The sequence below is a fragment of the Burkholderia anthinoferrum genome, assembly GCF_002925705.1.
GTDB lineage: Bacteria > Pseudomonadota > Gammaproteobacteria > Burkholderiales > Burkholderiaceae > Burkholderia > Burkholderia semiarida.
The window spans coordinates 117,640-137,294 of record NZ_LFZP01000032.1 but is presented as its reverse complement, the minus strand read 5'-3'; the positions used below and the strand labels follow the sequence as shown (position 1 = coordinate 137,294).

Here is a 19,655-nt window from a genome sequence, read left to right as displayed (position 1 = left end):
AAGAAGGCACACGCATGTCACTTAGTCCCCCCGAGCTGCCTGCCGATATGCCTGCCCCTGACGCAGGCGGCTGCCTGGCAACTCGTGAAATCCTGGATCGCATCGGCGACAAGTGGAGCCTCTACATTGTCGCTATGCTGGCCGACGGCCCGCGGCGCTTCAACGAATTGAAGCGCCGCATCGAGGGCATTTCCCAGCGGATGCTGACGCTGACCTTGCGCGGACTGGAACGCGACGGACTGATAACGCGAACGATGTATGCAACGATTCCGCCTCGCGTCGATTACGAACTCACCGACATGGGAAGAACGCTGTTGAAGCCTGTCATGGCGTTGGTCAATTGGGCGAGCGAGAATCAAGTCGCCATTGCCGAGGCGCATAAACGTTTTGACGAGAAGCCGGAGCCAGATCAGGTCTCGATTCAAGGCGTTGTCTACCAGCGTCGATAGACGAGTTTAGGCCGCAAGCTTGCGCAGACACAGCGGCGAAATTCGGCTGCCAGCTCGCGTTGGGATCTGTCCCGACGCGGATCTTCGTTGGGGTGCGCAGGCGCTGCATTTTGCGATCTATCCGACCAAGAGTCGGCCAGGGGCGATCGAATACGTCTCATGGCATGACTTGGGTGTCCGTTCCCTGAACCAAACGGGACGCCTCGACGTCTCGCCGTCGACGCAAGCCGATGATGCTTCATGGCCGAATACCGACGGTCTCCCGGCGTTCCCCGGAGATCGGCAATGGTCAAAAAAAACCCGCCGCGCAATGCGGCGGGCGGCGGGCGGCGGGCGGCGGGCGGCACAAATCATGGGCCGTGGCTCGCACGGCGCGTACCCGCGCAGCGGATCAACCCCGCGCCGGAATATTGAGCCCGCGCTCGACAGCCGGCCGCGCAACGAACGCGTCGAGCACCCGCTTCACGTTGCGGAATTCGCTGAAGCCCACCAGATCGCCCGCTTCATAGAAGCCAACCAGATTGCGCACCCACGGGAAGATCGCGATGTCGGCGATCGTGTAGGTATCGCCCATCACCCACTGGCGATTCGCGAGGTGCGCGTCAAGCACGCCGAGCAGGCGCTTCGATTCGGCGACGTAGCGATCGCGCGGACGCTTGTCCTCATAATCGCGGCCGGCGAACTTGTGGAAGAAGCCGACCTGGCCGAACATCGGCCCGATGCCGCCCATCTGGAACATCACCCACTGGATCGTCTCGTAGCGGCCCGCGAGATCCTTCGGGATCAACTGGCCCGTCTTGTCCGCCAGATAGATCAGGATCGCGCCCGATTCGAACAGTGGCAGCGGCTGGCCGTCTGGGCCGTTCGGATCGATGATCGCCGGGATCTTGTTGTTCGGGTTCAGCGACAGGAATTCGGGCGACAACTGGTCGTTCGTGTCGAAGCGCACGAGGTGCGGCTCGTACGGCAGGCCGGTTTCCTCGAGCATGATCGACACCTTGACGCCGTTCGGCGTCGGCAGCGAGTAGAGCTGGAGGCGGTCGGGATGCTGGGCCGGCCACTTTTGCGTGATCGGGAAGGCGGACAGATCGGGCATGAAGGTTCGCTCGTCGAAGTGAATGATCCGCGCTCCGCCCGTGCCGCCGCGCTCGCGCACGGTTCGCGGCGGCAGGGCGGCGCGCGCCGAAAGCGCCCACTGTAGCCGATCCGGGAAAACGATGCAGGCGTAGGCAGCCGCCCGTGGTTCGGCGCGACGGCCATGCCCGGCGTCGCGCGCGGTGCCGCAAGACATGACGGCAACGCTTCTCGCGCGGCAGGGGGAAACGTATACGGCCCAACGCGGTTCGTCTCACCTCGATATATGACGTCCTAACACCCTGCGCGAGCGGCGGGCCCACGCCGGACGCCGTCGCGCGGTGCACAATTCGTCGGCGCACGGAAGCTTTTTGTCAGGGAAAGTCCCGCCCCGCATCCCGCGGTTTTTTGTTGACCGACATCGTATAACGCCGTCATGATTTCCTGACAAGAACGGTCCCATCCACCGACCGAAGTGAGGAGACATGAACACCACCCCGATCGCTCGCCGTGTCCGCCGGATCGCACTCGCACTGGGCTTCGCGCTGTCGGCCGCCGCGGCCGTTGCCGCCCCCGTATCGCTGAACATCGTCGACGTCGCAGGCAATCTGCAGCTCACGCAGAAGGCCATCGAGGCGTTCAAGGAGAAGAACCCGAGTCTCGTCGCGAACGTCACGTTCACGAACGCACCCGCGCCGCAGTTGCCGGGCAAGATCAAGGCGATGCAGGCGGCGGGGCGCGCCGACATCGATCTCGTGCTGACGGGCACCGACGCGCTGGCCGCCGGCATCGAACAGAACCTGTGGCAGAAGCTGCTGCCCGACAACGCGGCCGCGCTCCCCGGCGTGCTCGACAAATACGCGCCCGGCCCGCGCAAGATGCAGGATCTCGCGCAGGGCTTCGGCCTCGTAGTGACCTACATGCCGGCCGGCCCGCTGCTCGAATACAACCCGGCGAAGGTCAGCGACCCGCCGAAGACGCCCGAGCAGCTGCTCGCGTGGTGCAAGGCGCACCCGAACAAGCTGATCTATGCGCGCCCGGCGAACTCCGGCCCCGGCCGCACGTTCCTGATGGGGCTGCCGTACGTGCTCGGCGACAAGAATCCGCAGGACCCGATCAACGGCTGGGACAAGACCTGGGCGTTCCTGAAACAGTTGAACGAATGCGTGCCGTACTACCCGGGCGGCACGTCGGCGGTGATGAAGGAGCTCGGCGAGGGCACACGCGACATGACCGTGACCGTCACCGGCTGGGATCTCAACCCGCGCGCGCTCGGCATCGTGCCGGCCGAATTCAAGATCCAGGCGTTCGACAACATGACGTGGGTCAACGACGCGCACTACATGGTGATCCCGAAGGGCGTGCCGAAGGAAAAGCTCGACGTGCTGTTCAAGCTGATGAACTTCCTGCTGGAACCGGCGCAGCAGGCGATGACCTACGACGACGGCTATTTCTATCCGGGCCCGGCGGTGAAGGGCGTGACGCTCGAGATGGCGCCAGCACACAGCCAGGAAGTCGTGCGCAAGTTCGGCCGCCCCGAATACGCGAAGCTGCTCGCCGATCGTCCGCACGTGCAGCCGCTCAATGCGCAGGCGATGGTCGCCGCGTTCCAGAAATGGGATCGCGAGATCGGTTCGCAGAAATCGAAGTGACGCCTGAACCGGCGGGCGCCGCGGCGTCCGCGTCGATGGAGTTCGTGGAATGAATCACAGTTTCGAACGGTTGCGGCTCGACGGCGTGTGCCGCAGTTTCACCAATGCGCAAGGCGCGCAGGTCGCCGCGCTGGACGGGCTCGACCTCGAGATCCGGCGCGGCGAGTTCATCGCGCTGCTCGGCCCGTCGGGCTGCGGCAAATCGACCGCGCTGAACTGCATCGCGGGGCTGCAGCCGCTCACGCGCGGCGGCATCTGGCTCGACGACACGCGCATCGACGTGCTGCCGCCCGAGCGTCGCGGCTTCGGCATGGTGTTCCAGAACTACGCGCTGTTCCCGCACATGTCGGTGCTCGACAACGTCGGCTTCGGCCTCAAGATGCGCGGCGTGCCGAAGCAGGAAACGCGGCGGCGCGCGCAGCAGGCGCTCGAGCTCGTGCAGCTCGTCGGTCACGAAGGCAAGCTGCCCGGGCAGTTGTCGGGCGGGCAGCAGCAGCGCGTCGCGATCGCGCGTGCGATCGTGATCGAGCCGCCGCTCGTGCTGATGGACGAGCCGCTGTCGAACCTGGACACGAAGCTGCGCATCGAGATGCGCGCGGAGATCCGCCGCATCCACACGCAGCTCGAACGCGCGACGATCTACGTGACGCACGACCAGGACGAGGCGCTGTCGATGGCCGACCGTATCGTCGTGATGAAGGAGGGCGTCGTGCAGCAGGTCGCGTCGCCGAAGGACGTCTACACGCGCCCGCACAATCTGCATGTCGCGCGTTTCATGGGCTATCGCAACGTGCTGCCGTTCACGCTCGAAGGCATGGCCGGCGATTACGTGAACGTCGCGTCGGGCGGCGTGCGCCTCGCGGGCGTGCCGATGGCCGGCTTCGACGCGAAGGAGGTCGTCGTCGCGCTGCGCCCCGACGACATCGAGCGCGCGGAACAAGGCGCCGACAATGCATTCGACGCGACCGTCGAGACGGTCGAGTACGGCGGGCGCGACTCGCTGATCCGCGCGATCACGCCGTTCGGCGCGATCTGGGCGCGCGTGGCCTGCGAGTTCACGGAAGGCGAGCGCTTGAGGCTGCGCGTGGCGCCGGCGCGCACGCTCGTCTATGCGGGAGACGGGCAATGAACGGGCTGCGCCACGCGGCGCGCTCGGCGGCGTCCCGCCCGGAGGCCGCATGAGCACGCTCGCGACCGGCGGCGCGGCGCGCGACGCGAAAGCCTGGCTCGTCACGCCGGCGCTCGCGTTCATCGCCGCGCTGTTCATCTATCCGTTCGCGTACGGCCTCGTGCTGTCGTTCCAGCCGATGAACGGCGGCGGCGCGCTCGCGAACTACGTGCAGTTCTTCACCGACACGGCGATGTGGCCGACCGTGCTCGTCACGCTCAAGCTCGCGGTGCCGGCCACACTGCTCAACGTCGGCATCGCGGTGCCGGTCGCGTTCGCGCTGCGCCGCCATTCGCCGTACCAGAAGTTCGTCACGACGCTGCTCGTGATTCCCGTCACGCTCGGCACGGTGCTCGTCGCCGACGGGATGCTCACGTACTTCGGGCCGAACGGCTGGTTTCCGCAGGCGCTGCAGGGGCTGCACCTGTACACCGACGAAGTGCGCCTCACGCACAACTACTGGGGCGTGCTGCTGTCGCTGATCGTGTCGGGCTTTCCGTTCGCGTTCCTGCTGATGCTGTCGTACATCAGCGGCATCGACCCGACGCTCGCGCGCGCGGCCGCGACGCTCGGCGCGAACCCGTGGCAGCAGTTCCGGCAGATCTACCTGCCGCTGCTCGTGCCGGGGCTCACGATGGCCGCGTGCCTGTCGTTCGTGCAGGCGTTCTCGGTGTTCCCGTCGGCCGTGTTGCTCGGCGCGCCGGCCGGGCCGACGCGCGTGATCTCGATCGCGGCGGCCGAAGCCGCGTTCGAAAGCTACGACTATTCGCTCGCATCGGCGATCGCGATCGTGATGGGCTTCGCGCAGTTGCTGGTGGTCGCGTCGATGCTCGGCGCGCGCCGCTTCTTCTACACGGGTGCGGTAACGGGAGGCAAGGGCTGATGGCGACCGACAATCATGCCGCTCGCACGTGGCCGCCGAAGCACGACGCCCCCGATGCGCGGCCCGTCGATGCAAGGAAACCGCATCGGATGAAAAGCAATCTCGCCGGCCGCGCATGGAAGGCGCTCGTCTGGGGGCTGATGGCGTTCTTCCTGCTGAACGTGATGCTGCTGATCGCGACCGTCGCGGTGAACTCGGTCGCGACGCGCTGGTTCGGCACGCCGCTGCCGCAGGGCTTCACGCTGCATTGGTATGCGAAGGCATGGGAGGATTTCCAGCTCGCGAGCGTGCTGTGGGTGACCGTCGAGGTCGTCGGCGCGGTCGTGCTGCTGTCGATCGCGCTCGGCGTGCCGGCCGCGTATGCGCTCGCGCGCGTGCAGTTTCGCGGCAAGCGCTTCGCGCTGCTGGTGTTCCTGCTGCCGCTGATGGTGCCGCCCGTCACCTACGGGATCCCGATGGCGACCGTGATGTACAAGATCGGGCTCGCGGGCACGCTGCCGGGCGTGATCCTCGCGAATCTCGTGCCGGCGCTGCCGTTCGTGATCCTCGTGATGACACCGTTCATCGAGCAGATCGATCCGAACCTCGAAGCCGCCGCGCGCATCTTCGGCGCGAACACGTGGCGCTATTTCCGCTACGTGCTGCTGCCGCTGCTGGTGCCCGGCATGCTCGCGGCCGGGTTGCTCGTGCTCGTGCGCACGATCGGGATGTTCGAGCTGACGTTCTTCACCGCGGGCCCGAGCACGCAGACGCTTGTCGTCGCGCTGTATTACGCGGTGTTCTCGACCGGCGTGCGCGCGCCGCAGTCGATCGACGCGATGGCGATGATCTACATGGCGATCACGCTCGTGTGGGTCGTGATCGCGCTGCAGTTCGTCAGCCCGACGCAACTCGTGAGCCGCGTGAAGCAGCAACGGCAGTAGGCGGGGGCGTCGCACGATCGCGCGCGGCCGCCGTGCCGCCCAGCCGTCGTGCAATTGGTTACAAATGGATACCGCGCACGACACGCGGACGTTGCAGACTACGCGGCGTTCCCCCGATCGACGGATATCCATGAAGTTTCAACTGCTGCTGACCCTCGCCGGCGCGTCGACGCTGCTGGCGGCCTGCAACCTGCTTCACGACGGTCCCGGATCGAGCGACGTCGACGCCGCCGTGCGCCGCGCGCTCGAAGCGGAAAACCACGGCGGGCTGAACGCGCTGTTCGGCCAGCCGCTGCCCGTATCGGCCGACGTCGTATCGGCGAAACCCGACGGCGACTGCAAGAAGCTCGGCGATCGCACGTACTCGTGCGACGTCGTGGTCACGTGGCGCAACGCCGATTACTCGCCGTCGCGCGCGAACCTGACCTTCGTGAAGGCGGCCGACGGCTCATGGCAGACGTCGGGCGTCGACGCGGCGCTCGTGACGGGCACCGCGAAGTCGCTGATCGACCATATCGGCAAGGCGTGGCCGGGCAATGCGGCGAGCGGCGCTTCGACGCCGCAGTGACGCGCCGGCGGCGAACCTTCTTCTCCTTCCTCGTGTATGCGGCCCCATCCGCGCGGGCCGCGGCGACATGTTTTTGATGAAAGGGCGCGACCATCGCGCCTATCTTGATTTGAACGCATCCTCGGTATGCGGGCAGGGTTATAGGGAAAACCCTTATCTCAAGGTATAATTCCGGGCTGAGAGAAAGGTCAAGATCATGCCTGAACGTTTCCAAGCCCTTGAAAAATTTGTGTTTTCCCTCGTCGTGATGTCCGCGGTCGTGTGCTCGGCCTTCCTCGCGTACGAGCGTCACCCCGAGATCAAGATCGCGCTGCACGAAGGCGAGGCGCTGATGCGCGAGAGCGCCAAGTACTCGGTCATCTGTTCGCCGTCGAAGGTCGACCCTTGCGTCGAGATGTCCGCCTACTGAGCCGGCTTTCCGCTTTTCGGACTGGCCTGATATCGGCATCCTTGCCGGTCTGAACGCGTTGAAGTAGCGCCCATCAGATAGTCGGAAACCCGCCGCCAGACAGGGCCGAGGCACGAACCCTTCATGTGCCGGGTCGCTGGCGCAAGCAGCCCCGCATTCAGTCGGCCCCGCTTCGAGCAATCGAGCGGGGCCGTTCCGTTCGTGCGTGTCACACGACATGCCGCGGCTCGCCGCCGACGAACGCGGCGACGTTGTCCACGAGCTGATCGGCCAGCGTCTGCATCGCCTCGTCGCTCGCCCACGCGACATGCGGCGTCAGGATGAACGCCGGATGCGACAGGATCGCGTGAAACGGATGCGCGGCCGGCAGCGGCTCCTGCGTGACGACGTCGAACCCCGCGCCCGCGATCTGCCCCGACTGCAACGCCTCGACGAGCGCGCTTTCGTCCACGAGCCCGCCACGTGCGGTATTGATCAGCAGCGGCCGGCGCGCCATCCGCGCGAATGCGCGGGCGTCGATCAGGTGCCGCGTCGCGGGCGTGAGCGGGCAGTGCAGCGTGATCACGTCGCTGTCGCGCAGCAGCGTGTCGAACGGTGCATGGCCGTCGCGCGCGGTGTCGCCGTGTGCCGCGAACAGCACGCGCATGTCGAGCGCCCGCGCGATGGCGGCCACCGCGCGCCCGAGCACGCCGTCGCCCACGATCACGAGCGTCGCACCGGCCAGGTCGCGAATCGGGTGATCGAAAAAGCAGAACTGTCCGCTGTCGAGCCAGCGCCCCGCGCGCACCGCGTCGCGATAAGCGACGAGGCTGCGGCGCAGCGCGAAGATCAGCGCGAACGTGTGCTCGGGTACCGTGCGCACCGCATAGCCGCGAATATTGCTCACGACGATCCCGCGTGCCGCGCACGCATCGAGATCGACGATGTCGGTGCCGGTCGCCGCGATCGCGATCATCCGTATCTGCCGCGCATCGGCGAGGGCCGTCGCGTCGAGCCGCACCTTGTTCGTCACGACGATGTGCGCGTCGCGGATGCGCGCCGCGACCTCGTGCGCGGCCGTCCGGTCGAATGTCTGCAAGGCGTGCGGAAACGGAAATCGTTTCAGCACGGTCTGGGGCGACAGCGTCGCGCGGTCGAGAAACACGATCTTCGCGGGAGAAGAAACGGAAAACATGGCGGTCTCGCTGGCAAGCGCCCGATGGCGCGGAACGGCCCCGATTCTGCCGGCGGCGCGCGCGCCGTCGTTTGACCGTTGCGCGAGCGCGCTTTCCCGGACGGAAAGGCTGGCGCGTCCCGCTTGGCCGATACCGCGATCGCGCCGTCGCCCGCCTTTCCGTTTCGGAAAGGCAGGTTGACCATCGAGCGATTTTCGCCGGGCGCGAACGCCGTCATGATCGCCGTCATCGACAACGCGATTTCATCGGAGACAGTCATGACACGCCCCCTGGACGGCATCCGCGTGCTGGAACTCGGCCAACTGATCGCCGGGCCGCTCGCGGGCCGGATGCTCGCCGAATTCGGCGCGGACGTCATCAAGGTCGAGCCGCCCGGCGTCGGCGACCCGCTGCGCAAGTGGCGGCTGCTGCACGACGGCACGTCGGTCTGGTGGGCCGTGCAGTCGCGCAACAAGACCTCGCTCACGCTCGATCTGCGCACGCCCGAAGGGCAGGACGTCGTGCGCCGCCTCGTCGCGGAGACCGACGTGCTGATCGAAAACTTCCGGCCCGGCACGCTCGAAGGCTGGGGGCTCGGCTGGGACACGCTGTCCGCGCTCAACCCGGGGCTCGTGATGCTGCGCGTGTCGGGCTTCGGGCAGACCGGCCCGTATCGCGACCGCCCCGGCTTCGGCGTGATCGCCGAGGCGATGGGCGGGCTGCGCCACCTCACGGGCGAACCGGGCCGCACGCCGGTGCGCGTGGGCATCTCGCTCGGCGATTCGCTGTCGGCGCTGCACGGCGTGATCGGCGTGCTGCTCGCGTTGCGGCATCGCGAGCAGCAGGGCGGCAAGGGGCAGGTCGTCGACGTCGCGCTGTACGAATCGGTATTCAACATGATGGAAAGCCTGTTGCCCGAATATGCGGCGTTCGGCGCGGTGCGCGGGCCGGCCGGCAGCAGCCTGCCGGGGATCGCGCCGACCAACGCGTACCGCTGCCGCGACGGCCGGTACGCGCTGATCGCCGGCAACGGCGACAGCATCTTCCGGCGCCTGATGGAACTGATCGGCCGGCCCGATCTCGGCAACGATCCGGCGCTCGCGCACAACGACGGGCGCGTCGCGCAGGTCGCGCACATCGATGCGGCGATCGGCGAATGGAGCGCGCGCCACGACCTCGACGACGTGCTCGCCGCGCTGAACGACGCGCGCATTCCGTCCGGACGCATCTACGACGTGGCCGACATCGCGGCCGATCCGCACTACCGTGCGCGCGACATGATCGTCGACGCCGCGCTGCCCGACGGCACGCCCCTGCTCGTGCCGGGCATCGTGCCGAAACTCGATGCCACGCCCGGGCGCATCGAGCGGCCGGCCCCCGCGCTGGGCGCGGATACCGACGCGGTGCTCGAATCGCTCGGCATCGATGCGGCGACGCGCGACGACTGGCGCACGCGCGGCGTGATCTGAAACAGCCACCGGGACGAATACATGAACGCGCATCCGCAACGACTCCACATCCACGAAGTCGCGACCCGCGACGGTTTCCAGAACGAAGCGGCGTTCGTCGACACCGACGACAAGATCGCGCTCGTCGACGCGCTGAGCGCCTGCGGCTACGCGAAGATCGAGGTCACGTCGTTCACGTCGCCGAAGGCGATTCCCGCGCTGCGCGACGCGGAAGCCGTGATGCACGGCATCGCGCGCGCGCCGGGCGTCGTCTATACGGCGCTCGTGCCGAACGTGCGCGGCGCCGAGCGCGCGCTGTCGTGCGGCGTCGACGAGGTGAACCTCGTGATGTCGATGAGCGAGAGTCACAACCGCGCGAACCTGCGGATGACGCGCGAGCAGTCGTTCGCGCAGTTGCGCGACGTGATCGACGCGGTGCGCGGCACGGGTGTCGCGATCAACGTGTCGCTGTCGACCGCGATGGGCTGCCCGATGGAAGGCGACGTGCCGGCCGAAACCGTGCTCGCATGGATGCAGCGCTTCGCGGATCTCGGCGTGCACGGCTTCACGCTGTGCGATACGACCGGCATGGCGTTTCCGTCGCAGGTGCGCGACTTGTCCGGACGTGCGCGCGAGCGCTTCCCTGCGTTGCAGCTCACGCTGCACTTCCACAACACGCGCGGGATGGCGCTCGCGAATACGCTCGCCGCGCTCGACGCCGGCATCGACCGTTTCGACGCGTCGCTCGGCGGGCTCGGCGGCTGCCCGTATGCGCCGGGCGCGACCGGCAACGTCTGCACCGAGGAACTCGTGCACATGCTCGAACTCGACGGCTACGATACGGGCATCGACCTCGCGGCCGTGCTCGCCGCGGCCGCACGGCTGCCCGCGCTGATCGGGCATGACGTGCCGAGCCAGATCCTGAAGGCCGGGCGCCGCTCGGACCTTCATCCGCCGCCGCGCGCCGATGCCGGCGGCAAGCCCGCGCAACGCGCGTTCTCGTGAACAGCAACAGAAACATAAACAGGAGCGAATGCCATGGCGCTGATCGACCACCTCGATCATCTCGTGCTGACCTGCGTCGATCCGGAACGGACGAAGCATTTCTACACCGAGGTGCTGCAGATGCAGCTCGAAACCTTCGGCGCGGGCCGGCTCGCGTTCCGTTTCGGCAACCAGAAGATCAACCTGCACGTGCGCGGCGCGGAATTCGAGCCGAAAGCGCACGTGCCGGTGCCGGGCGCGCTCGACCTGTGCTTCATCGCGTCGGTCCCGCTCGACGACGTAATCGCGCACCTGCGGCGCGTCGACTGGCGGATCGTCGAAGGGCCCGTCGAACGCACCGGCGCGACGCAGAAGATCCGCTCGATCTACGTGCGCGATCCCGACCTGAACCTGATCGAGATTTCCGAACCGATCTGACTTGCCGGGCTCGGTCGCCCGCGCGAGCGCCGGCCGCCGCGCGCACGGCGTCGCAGTCCTTCGCCGAAAGCGGACAGGCACGCGCCGCGCCCGCCGATTCCGGATAGCCGTGCGCGGCCGCGCCGCGGATAATGGCGCAACGGCGTCGGCCCGACCGCCGCCTTCGCCGCGCGCACGGACAAACGTGCCGCGCGCATCCGCAACCCGATCCAGACGCTTCCCGAATGACGATCCTCTATCGCGGCATGGACCGTGCGGCGCTCGACGCCGCGTACCTGAACACGAGGGCTGTTCCCGATTTCCCCGCGCTGCTCGCGTCATGCCAGGCACGCAGCGCGGCGCTGTACGCGGCGACGCCCGGCCGCCGCGACCTGCGTTACGGCGCGCAACCCGCGCAGCGCTTCGACTGGCTGCCGTGCGGGCAGCCCGACGCGCCGCTGTTCGTGTTCATCCACGGCGGCTACTGGCAACACTGCACGAAAGAGGATTTCGCGTATGCGGCGAGCGGGCCGCTCGCGTGCGGCTACGACGTCGTGCTCGCCGAATACACGCTCGCGCCGGTCGCGACGATGACCGATATCGTCGGCGAGATCGGCGCGCTGCTCGACCATCTCGCGGCCGACCGCGACGGCCTCGGCATCGCGGGGCGGCCGATCCATCTGAGCGGCCATTCGGCGGGCGGCCATCTGACGGCCATGCATCGCGCGCATCCGGCCGTCGTGTCGGCACTCGCGATCAGTCCGCTCGTCGATCTCGAACCGATCGCGCTGTGCTGCCTGAACGACAAGCTGCAGCTCACCGCGCGGGAGGTCGACGCGTACAGCCCGTTGCGCCATGTCGGACCGGGCGCGGCGACCGTCGTGGCGGTCGGCGACGCCGAACTGCCCGAACTCGTTCGGCAGGCGGACGAATACGCGACGGCGTGCGAAGCCGCCGGCGAGCGGATCGCCCGCGCGTGGCTGCCCGGCATGCAGCACTTCGCGGTGCTCGACGATCTCGCGACGCCGGACGGCGCGATGCTCGCCGCATTGCACGCCATCGCGCCGCGCTAGCCGCGCCGTATCGTGCGTATCGCATGCGCACGGCCCGGCGTATGATCGGCGTCAGGCCGGCGCGATGACGACGTCCCCCGCACGGCCTTCCCAGGACCCCCGACATGGTGAACCCGCTTCATTTCGATCTGCAGTCGCTGCGCGTGTTCGCGCTCGTCGCCGAGCACGGCAGCCTGACGAAGGCAGCCGAACACGGCCAGCTCACGCTGTCCGCGGTCAGCAAGCGCATCGCCGAACTCGAAAGCGTGACCGGCAGCGCGTTGTTCGTCCGGCACGCGCGCGGCGTCGAGCTGACGCCCGCGGGCCGCGCGCTGCTCGATCATGCGGCGAAGGTGATCGAGCAGGTGAACCGGATGGCGCACGAGATGAGCGACTACGTCGCAGGCGTGCGCGGCCATATCCACGTATGGACCAACACGTCGGCGATCGTCCAGTTCCTGCCCGCCGATCTCGCCGCGTTCCTCACCGGCAACCCCGGCATCAAGGTGAGTCTCGAGGAGCGGCTGAGCCACGAGATCGTCGACGCGATCGCGTCGGGCAAGGCCGATCTCGGTGTATTCGCCGACAACGTGCCGGCGCCCGGCATCGACCGGCGGCTGTACCGGCGCGACGAGCTCGTGCTGCTCGTGCCGCGCGCGCACCGGTTCGCCGTGCGCGACAGCATCCGCTTCGCGGATACGCTCGACGAGGACTACGTGGGCCTGAGCGACGGCAGCTCGCTGCTCGCGCGCATGACCGACGCCGCGTTCGCGGCCGAGCGCTCGCTGAAGCTGCGGATCCAGGTATCGAATTTCGACGGCGTGAGCCGGATGATCGAGGCGGGGCTCGGCATCGGCGTGCTGCCGCGCGATGCGGTGACCGGCGAGCGCGCGGCGCGGCTCGGTGTCGTGAAGCTCGACGACGCGTGGGCGACGCGCACGCTATGGGTCGGCGTGAAGGCCGGCGCGGTGCTGACGACCGACGTCGCGAAGCTGTTCGATTTCATGTCGGCGCGCTGAATGCGATGAGGCGATGAAACGGCGACGCACGGGGCACGCGTGCGTGCGCCCCGTGCCGATCGCCGCGTCAAACCGGATTGATCTCGTCCTGGCTGCGCCGCGTGGTGAGCGGGCCGAGCACGCGCAGCGTGACGGCGACGATGCCGAGTGCGACCGAAATCACGCCGAACATCGCGCCCGCGCCGTAGTCGACGAGCACCGGCAGCAACACGAACGGCAGCGCGCCGCTGACGATGCGCGACAGCGCATAGGTGCTGCCGATCGCCGTCGAACGCGCGCCGGCCGGGAAAATCTCGGCCTGGTACACGTGATACGCGTTGCTGAACACGTTGGACGCACACGTCGTCAGGAACCCGAAGCCGACGATCAGCACGGTATTGCCGGAATACGCGAAGCACAGCCCGAACACCGCGATCGACAGGATCGACACGATCACGAGCGTGCGGCGCTCGATCCAGTTGAGCAGCGGAATCGACAGCAGCGAGCCGATCGGATAGCCGATGAACGACAGCGCGATGAACAACGTGCTGTCCGTCACGTCGAAGCCGCGGCTTTTCACGACGGTGCCGGCCAGCGTGCCGAACCCGTAATAGCCGAAGCCCTGGAACAGGTGAAAGATCGCCAGCATCACGTAGCGCGCGCCGTACGGACGGCGACGCAGCAGCGCGATGCGCTCGCCGAGCCCGAGCGGCCGCTGCGGCTGGACCGGTTCCGCGAAATGCTCGGGCACGGGCACGCCGGCGCTTTGCGCGAAACGCCGCAGCGCCGCGTGCGCATCGGCCGTGCGGCCTTGCGCGAGCAGCCAGCGCGGGCTTTCCGGCAGCCGGTGCTGGACGAGCAGCACGTACACGGCGCCGAGGCTGCCGACCGCGAGGATGATGCGCCAGCCCGCGACGCCCGCCACATGCAGCGGGTTCAGCCACAGCGCGAGAAAGCCGACGAGCGGCACCGCGACATACGAAGTCGTGTAGGCCCACGCGGCGAGCCGCCCGCGCTTGTCCTTCGGCAGGATTTCGGACAGGAAGCTGTCGGCGACCGGATAGATCGCGCCGACGCCGATGCCGGTCAGGAACCGGCAGGCCACGAGCATGTCGGCACTCACCGAAAACGCACCGACCAGCGAGAACGCGCTGTACCACCCGAGCGTGAGCAGGAACGCCTTGCGCCGGCCGATGCGGTCGGCCAGGCTGCCGAGGCACATCGCGCCGACGAACATGCCGATGAACGCGGACGCCAGCAGCAGCTTGAAATCGGCGCTTTGCCGGCTCAGCCCGTATTCGTGCTGCAACGCGGAGCCGATCGTACTGACGAGAAAGATCTCGTACATGTCGAAGAACAGCCCGATGCCGATCACCCAGACGACGAAGCGGTGCAACGCACCGACCGGCAGATCGTCCATGAAATCGCCGAGCGTGACGCGGCGGGCGGGGAGGGTCGTTGCGTCGACGCCGGTGCCTGCGGAGGCAGCCGACGTGCGGGCGGATGCGCGTGCGCCCGCGTGGCCGTCGAGGTCGAGGGATTGGCTGTTCATCGTGTCTCCTGATTATCGATATGCGGGGGCGCGGGGCTGGCCGTTCTTAGCCGGCGTCACGCGTCGGCCGCACGATGCGACGCCAGGCATCGCCGGGCAGGTGCAAGAGGCGGCCATGCGGGCTGCGCCGATCGTCCGACACATGGTGGGCAAATCGGCGGCACGTGATAATTGAGGATGTTTCAAGCATCCTTTCCCGAGCAGAAAGGGTAGGGAGCGCGCGGTGGACACGATTCGCGCGGCAGGCCGTTGCAGCCTGCGTGGCGGGCGAGTGCGTATCGAAAACGATGCGCACCCGCGCCATCCGGCGAGGCCGGGAAAACCATGACGCCGGTGGCGTGGCCGCCGGCGCAACCGCCGCCGACGACCACACGGTCGTGCTCAATCGGCCGGCACGAACGCCGTCCCATGAAACACGCGCACGGGGTTCCCGCGCGCCAGCGCAAAGTGTTGCATCCGCCGCTGCCGGCGCGCGTCCGACGCATGACGATCGGCTTCCTGCTGCAAACGCACGTGCAGCAATTGCAACGCCAGACGCTTGTTCGCATGCTGGCTGCGCTCGCTTTCCACGCGTACCGACAGGCCGGTCGCGACATGGGTCGCGCGGATGGCCGAGCTCGTCTTGTTCACGTGCTGGCCACCGGGCCCGCGCGCACGCATCGCTTCGAACCGCACGTCGCTGTCCGGCAGCGGCTGCGCGTCCGCACAGCGCGTGACGCCGATGAACCAGTTCTTGCGTGGATGGCGTGACCGGTACAGACTCGCGCAAATCCATTGCAGCGTGCCCGTCCACCGCTGCGCGAGCGCCTGCGCGGCATCGCCGTCGAGATCGACCAGTGCCGAACGCAGCGTGCCGGGCAGGTCGCCCGGCTGCACATCGAGCACCGTGACGATCACGCACCGCGCATCGGCTTCCGCCTGCAGACGCCGCAATGCATGCGCCGCGGCGAGCTGACATTCGAGTGGCCCCTGTGCCGAAGAAATCTGCATCAGCATCGGTCGCCCGCCCCGGAGGTCTTGTAGGTCAGCACCGGCGCGAGCCGTGCGAGCCGACGCAGCAGGCCGGCCGCCTCGAGCGCGTCGACGACGCTGTCGATCGGCTTGTACGCCTGCGGCGCTTCCTCGTACAGCAGGTCGCGATCCTCGCAGACGACGTGGCTGCCGAGCGCGGTGCGCGTGAGCTGCGACGGCGTGAAGCGCCGCTCGAGGCGGCCCTTGCAATCGCCGCGCGCCCACTTGCGGCCCGCGCCGTGCGCGAGCGACGCGAGGCTCGCCGCATCGTCGGGCCGCCCCGGCGCGACCAGATAGCTGTAGTCGCCGCGCGAGCCGGGAATGACGACGGGCCCCGCGTCGGCCGGCGTCGCACCTTTGCGATGCAGCCAGCCCGATTCGCCGTCGACGGTCGCGCGGCTCACCAGGTTGTGGTTCACGTCGAGCACGCAGCGGCCATCGCTGCGCCAGCGCGCCAGCATGCGCCGCGCGATCAGGTCGCGATTCGCCACGGCATAACGTAACGCCGCATCGTGACGCGCAAGGTACGCGGCGCATGCGGCGTCCGACTCGCCGAGGCCGTCGTAGCCATGCTCGCGCATGTGCTGCTCGAGGATCGACTGGCCGAAGCCGCGCGACCCGCTGTGCACGAGCAACAGCAGGCGGTCGCGATCGAGATCGAGCGCCTCGACGGCCTCGGCGTCGTACACCGTGTCGATGCGCTGCGCCTCCGCGAAATGATTGCCGCTGCCGATCGTACCGAGCGACGCGGCAAACGCATGATCCGCGAAGCCCGCAGCCGCGATCAGCGGCTGCCAGCCGGCATCGGGCGTCGCGTCGATCGAGCCGAGCCGGCTCGCGAGCTTCGACGCACCGACGCGCCGCGCATCGAGCGCGGTTTGCCAGAGCGCCATCCCGCAGCCGATATCGCCGCCGATCAGCGCCGGATAGAGCCGGCCGGTCGAAAAGAACGCGGCGCCGACCGGGTAGCCGCGTCCGGGATGAAGATCGGGCATGCCGGCGACGCGCCGCATGCCGGGGAGGGTGGCAGCCTGTTCGAGCTGCCGGATGGCCTCACCTTCGATCCAGGTGGTGGCGCAAGCGCACAGCGTGATGCGCTCGGCCAGGTATTGCATGGAATTGCCCATGGAGGTTTCCGTTCGATGAAAAGGAAGAACGGCGGGCCATGGCGCGGACAGCGCACATGCGCTGTCCGACATCGGAAGTCGGGAGGAGGGCGGCACGACCGGACCGGAACGATCCGGCGCATCGCGATGACGGCGATGCGATGTGCTGCGTGGCGTGAGCGATGAAACGAGCGGACGCGAAAAACCCGAACTACGACCCGCGACGGGAGGAGCGTTGGCGTGACGTCATGATGTTCTTCTCCTTGCGAGTGAGGGGTTGATCGGAATGGCGGCGACTCTAGCATGCACGCAACCGGCGCAGCAAGCGGACGACGCGATGCCGGCGATCGATTCGGCGCGCGATGTGGCGAAAAACACACACATAGGATTCCGGATCGTTCATGTATCGATCACCGGTGCGGCGCGTCGCAGCAGGCGTTCGACGCGTTCGGCAGGCCGCAATGGACGCACCCGGTCGCGCTTGACACCGCAAAAACCGTTTCGTAGCATCCGCCTGCTTCATCCCTGAACCCTCATCGAACCGGTGATCCAAGTGCCCGCAATCATTCGTCCCTTCGCCTGATACGCCGACGACTGCCGTCCCGGCCGCGTGTCGTCCTGCCCGTTTCCGTTTGCGCCATCGCGTCGGAACAGTGATCGCAGGGCCGCGCCCGGACTCGCACTGACACCGCAACGCACTCCAATCCGTTCGTTCACGTCGTCGGCTTTTTCCCTGTTTCCGGAGAAAGACCATGACGCTGGATTTTCGCGCCTACGCGCAATCGTTCGACCTCGCCCGCTACCCGCGCACGCCGCACCTTGAAGGCTCACGCCTGCAGGACGGCGACGAAGGTCACGACCATGTTCCCTATCGCACGCTCGCCGGCGCGCACCTCGTCGTCGAGGAAAAGCTCGACGGCGCGAACACGGGCATCAGCTTCAGCCCGGCTGGCGAACTGCTGCTGCAGTCGCGCGGCCACTATCTGGCCGGCGGCGGCCGCGAGCGGCAGTTCGGTTTCGTGAAGACCTGGGCAGCGGCCCATGCCGGCTGGCTGCTCGAGCGCCTCGGCGATCGCTACGTGATGTACGGCGAGACGATGAGCAAGAAGCACGCGGTGTTCTACGACGCGCTGCCGCATCATTTCTTCGAATTCGACGTGTTCGACCGCGCGACGGGCCGCTTCCTGTCGACGCCCGCGCGGCGCGCACTGCTCGCCGACGGGCCCGTGCTGTCGGTGCCCGTGCTGTACGAAGGCGTGGCGCCGGCGCGGCTTGCGGACCTCAAGGCGCTGCTCGGTCCGTCGCTTGCGAAGACGCCGGACTGGCGCCGCGCATTCGAGCACACCGTGCGGCGGCAAGGGTTCGATCTCGCGCGTGCCTGGCAGCAGTGCGACAAGTCGGAGCGCTCCGAAGGGCTCTACGTGAAGGTCGAGACCGACGACACGACGACCGCGCGCCTGAAGTGGGTGCGCCCCGATTTCGTGCAGGCGATTCTCGATTCCGCGCGCCATCACTCGGAGCAGCCGTTCATCCCGAACCTGCTCGCGCCGGGTGTCGACCTGTATGCGCCGCGCCCGACGGTGACGTGGGCGTCGTGTCCGGCTGCGCATTCGAACCCATGAATACGAAGCGGCTGCGCGCCGCGTCGACAGGAGTCCAGATCATGAAGTACGAAAACTTGCAGGCGCTCGTGCCTGCGCCCGGACGACAGCCGGACTATCGCGCGTGCCTCGCGGCGTTCCCCGCGCTCGAACATGCGAAAACAACGCCGCAAGAGCCGGCGCATCACGGCGAAGGCGACGTATGGACGCATACGATGATGGTGATCGATGCGCTGCTGGAACTGCCCGGTTATCAGGCAGCGTCGCGCGCCGATCAGGAAATCGTGTTCCTGGCCGCGCTGCTGCACGACATCGCCAAGTCGAGCACGACAGTGCTCGACCCCGTCACCGGTGCGATCGGCCATCCCGGCCACTCGCGCAAGGGGGCGATCGATGCGCGCATCGCATTATGGGATGCCGGCGTGCCGTTCGCGGTGCGCGAGGCCATCTGCCGGATGATCGCCGTGCATCAGGTGCCGTTCTTCGCGATGAGCGGTGCGCGCCGCGGCACGCCGGAGTTCATCGCGCGCGAACTGTCGTGGCAGGTCAGCCTGCCGCTGTTGTGCCTGCTCGCCGAAGCCGACATCCGCGGCCGCATCTGCCACGACACGCAGCGCGTGCTCGACAACATCGAGCTGTGGCGCGAACTGGCGCGGGAGGACGGCTGTTACGGCCAGCCGCGTGCATTCGCCGACGCGCATACCGCACTCAGCTACTTCCGCGGCGCGGACGTGCATCCCGACTATCCGCTGTTCCGCACGCCGGGCTCGTCGGTCGTCGTGATGGCGGGCTTGCCTGCATCGGGCAAGAACACGTGGGTGGCGCGCCATCATCCGGATCTGCCGGTCGTGTCGTTCGACGATGCGCGCGATGCGTTGGGGCTGCGTCACGGCCGCAACGAAGGCGCGGTCGCGCACCATGCGATCGATGCCGCGAAGGTGTTGTTGCGCGACCAGCGGCCGTTCGTGTGGAATGCGACGAACCTGTCGCCGCTGATGCGCAAGAAGACGCTCGACCTGCTGTATGCGTACGGCGCCGACGTGACGCTCGTGTACCTCGAACGGCCCCGCGCGGAGCTGTTGCGCCGCAATGCACGGCGCGACACGTCGTTGACGAACCGTGCGCTCGAGGCGATGCTGCTGCGCTGGGATCTGCCGCTGCCGACCGAAGCGCATGCGGTGCGCTACGAAGTCTGACGCGGCGACC

At 67.8% G+C, this 19,655-nt stretch carries 19 protein-coding genes; 14 read left to right on the top strand and 5 right to left on the bottom strand.

The features are described 5' to 3' along the window. Positions 1 to 14 precede the first annotated feature (14 nt). A complete protein-coding gene (locus C5F75_RS10040) occupies positions 15 to 449 on the top strand; it encodes a winged helix-turn-helix transcriptional regulator (protein WP_059584039.1) in 435 nt (144 codons plus the stop codon). Between the two features lie 391 nt (positions 450 to 840). Here the strand turns inward: C5F75_RS10040 and C5F75_RS10035 are convergent, their stop codons facing one another. Beyond that, positions 841 to 1,545, bottom strand: a complete 705-nt coding sequence (locus C5F75_RS10035) for a glutathione S-transferase N-terminal domain-containing protein (RefSeq protein ID WP_059585371.1) — start codon at positions 1,543 to 1,545, stop codon at positions 841 to 843. Between the two features lie 463 nt (positions 1,546 to 2,008). Here C5F75_RS10035 and C5F75_RS10030 point away from each other — a divergent pair, with 463 nt between their 5' ends. The 6 genes from C5F75_RS10030 to C5F75_RS10005 all read left to right on the top strand — a co-directional run bounded on the left by C5F75_RS10030 (position 2,009) and on the right by C5F75_RS10005 (position 7,126). Further along, complete coding sequence (locus tag C5F75_RS10030) at positions 2,009 to 3,175, top strand: ABC transporter substrate-binding protein (RefSeq protein WP_059585333.1); 1,167 nt, start codon at positions 2,009 to 2,011, stop codon at positions 3,173 to 3,175. Between the two features lie 49 nt (positions 3,176 to 3,224). After that, entirely contained in the window at positions 3,225 to 4,304 is a 1,080-nt protein-coding gene (locus C5F75_RS10025; RefSeq protein WP_059585334.1) for an ABC transporter ATP-binding protein, read from the top strand. Positions 4,305 to 4,353: 49 nt separating this feature from the next. Continuing rightward, positions 4,354 to 5,226 carry an ABC transporter permease gene (locus C5F75_RS10020; protein WP_059585335.1) on the top strand — a complete coding sequence of 291 codons (873 nt, stop codon included), beginning with the start codon at positions 4,354 to 4,356 and terminating at the stop codon, positions 5,224 to 5,226. Next, positions 5,226 to 6,149: an ABC transporter permease gene (locus C5F75_RS10015; RefSeq protein WP_059585336.1), complete on the top strand. Its 924-nt coding sequence runs from the start codon at positions 5,226 to 5,228 to the stop codon at positions 6,147 to 6,149. Before C5F75_RS10020 ends, C5F75_RS10015 begins: the two co-directional genes overlap by 1 nt. Positions 6,150 to 6,279: 130 nt before the next feature. Then, complete coding sequence (locus tag C5F75_RS10010; RefSeq protein ID WP_059585337.1) at positions 6,280 to 6,717, top strand: hypothetical protein; 438 nt, start codon at positions 6,280 to 6,282, stop codon at positions 6,715 to 6,717. A 196-nt stretch (positions 6,718 to 6,913) separates the two neighbouring features. Then, on the top strand, positions 6,914 to 7,126 hold the full coding sequence (locus C5F75_RS10005) for a hypothetical protein (RefSeq protein ID WP_059585338.1): 213 nt from the start codon (positions 6,914 to 6,916) through the stop codon (positions 7,124 to 7,126). A 208-nt stretch (positions 7,127 to 7,334) separates the two neighbouring features. Here C5F75_RS10005 and C5F75_RS10000 read toward each other — a convergent pair whose 3' ends face one another. Further along, positions 7,335 to 8,300: a D-2-hydroxyacid dehydrogenase gene (locus tag C5F75_RS10000; protein WP_104012130.1), complete on the bottom strand. Its 966-nt coding sequence runs from the start codon at positions 8,298 to 8,300 to the stop codon at positions 7,335 to 7,337. Between the two features lie 258 nt (positions 8,301 to 8,558). Here C5F75_RS10000 and C5F75_RS09995 point away from each other — a divergent pair, with 258 nt between their 5' ends. From C5F75_RS09995 to C5F75_RS09975, 5 genes are all read left to right on the top strand, one after another. Then, positions 8,559 to 9,749: a CaiB/BaiF CoA transferase family protein gene (locus C5F75_RS09995; RefSeq protein ID WP_104012246.1), complete on the top strand. Its 1,191-nt coding sequence runs from the start codon at positions 8,559 to 8,561 to the stop codon at positions 9,747 to 9,749. A 21-nt stretch (positions 9,750 to 9,770) separates the two neighbouring features. Then, on the top strand, positions 9,771 to 10,733 hold the full coding sequence (locus tag C5F75_RS09990) for a hydroxymethylglutaryl-CoA lyase (protein WP_059585340.1): 963 nt from the start codon (positions 9,771 to 9,773) through the stop codon (positions 10,731 to 10,733). A 33-nt stretch (positions 10,734 to 10,766) separates the two neighbouring features. Beyond that, positions 10,767 to 11,150: a VOC family protein gene (locus C5F75_RS09985; RefSeq protein WP_104012129.1), complete on the top strand. Its 384-nt coding sequence runs from the start codon at positions 10,767 to 10,769 to the stop codon at positions 11,148 to 11,150. A 224-nt stretch (positions 11,151 to 11,374) separates the two neighbouring features. Beyond that, positions 11,375 to 12,202, top strand: coding sequence for an alpha/beta hydrolase (locus C5F75_RS09980; RefSeq protein WP_059585342.1), 828 nt, complete (start codon positions 11,375 to 11,377; stop codon positions 12,200 to 12,202). A gap of 104 nt (positions 12,203 to 12,306) precedes the next feature. Then, on the top strand, positions 12,307 to 13,200 hold the full coding sequence (locus C5F75_RS09975; protein ID WP_059585343.1) for a LysR family transcriptional regulator: 894 nt from the start codon (positions 12,307 to 12,309) through the stop codon (positions 13,198 to 13,200). A gap of 67 nt (positions 13,201 to 13,267) precedes the next feature. On the opposite strand, the gene C5F75_RS09970 is transcribed toward C5F75_RS09975, so the two are convergent. The 3 genes from C5F75_RS09970 to C5F75_RS09960 form a co-directional block, all read right to left on the bottom strand. Continuing rightward, entirely contained in the window at positions 13,268 to 14,731 is a 1,464-nt protein-coding gene (locus C5F75_RS09970) for an MFS transporter (RefSeq protein WP_104012128.1), read from the bottom strand. Positions 14,732 to 15,112: 381 nt separating this feature from the next. After that, on the bottom strand, positions 15,113 to 15,721 hold the full coding sequence (gene prfH / locus C5F75_RS09965) for a peptide chain release factor H (RefSeq protein WP_316252111.1): 609 nt from the start codon (positions 15,719 to 15,721) through the stop codon (positions 15,113 to 15,115). After that, positions 15,721 to 16,869, bottom strand: coding sequence for an RNA ligase RtcB family protein (locus tag C5F75_RS09960; RefSeq protein WP_059585346.1), 1,149 nt, complete (start codon positions 16,867 to 16,869; stop codon positions 15,721 to 15,723). The genes prfH and C5F75_RS09960 overlap by 1 nt, the downstream gene beginning before the upstream one ends. Before the next feature lie 731 nt (positions 16,870 to 17,600). Here C5F75_RS09960 and C5F75_RS09950 point away from each other — a divergent pair. Together C5F75_RS09950 and C5F75_RS09945 are read left to right on the top strand one after the other, a co-directional pair. Beyond that, positions 17,601 to 18,470, top strand: a complete 870-nt coding sequence (locus tag C5F75_RS09950) for an RNA ligase family protein (RefSeq protein WP_060009568.1) — start codon at positions 17,601 to 17,603, stop codon at positions 18,468 to 18,470. A gap of 41 nt (positions 18,471 to 18,511) precedes the next feature. Beyond that, complete coding sequence (locus C5F75_RS09945) at positions 18,512 to 19,645, top strand: AAA family ATPase (RefSeq protein WP_059585373.1); 1,134 nt, start codon at positions 18,512 to 18,514, stop codon at positions 19,643 to 19,645. Positions 19,646 to 19,655: the final 10 nt, after the last annotated feature.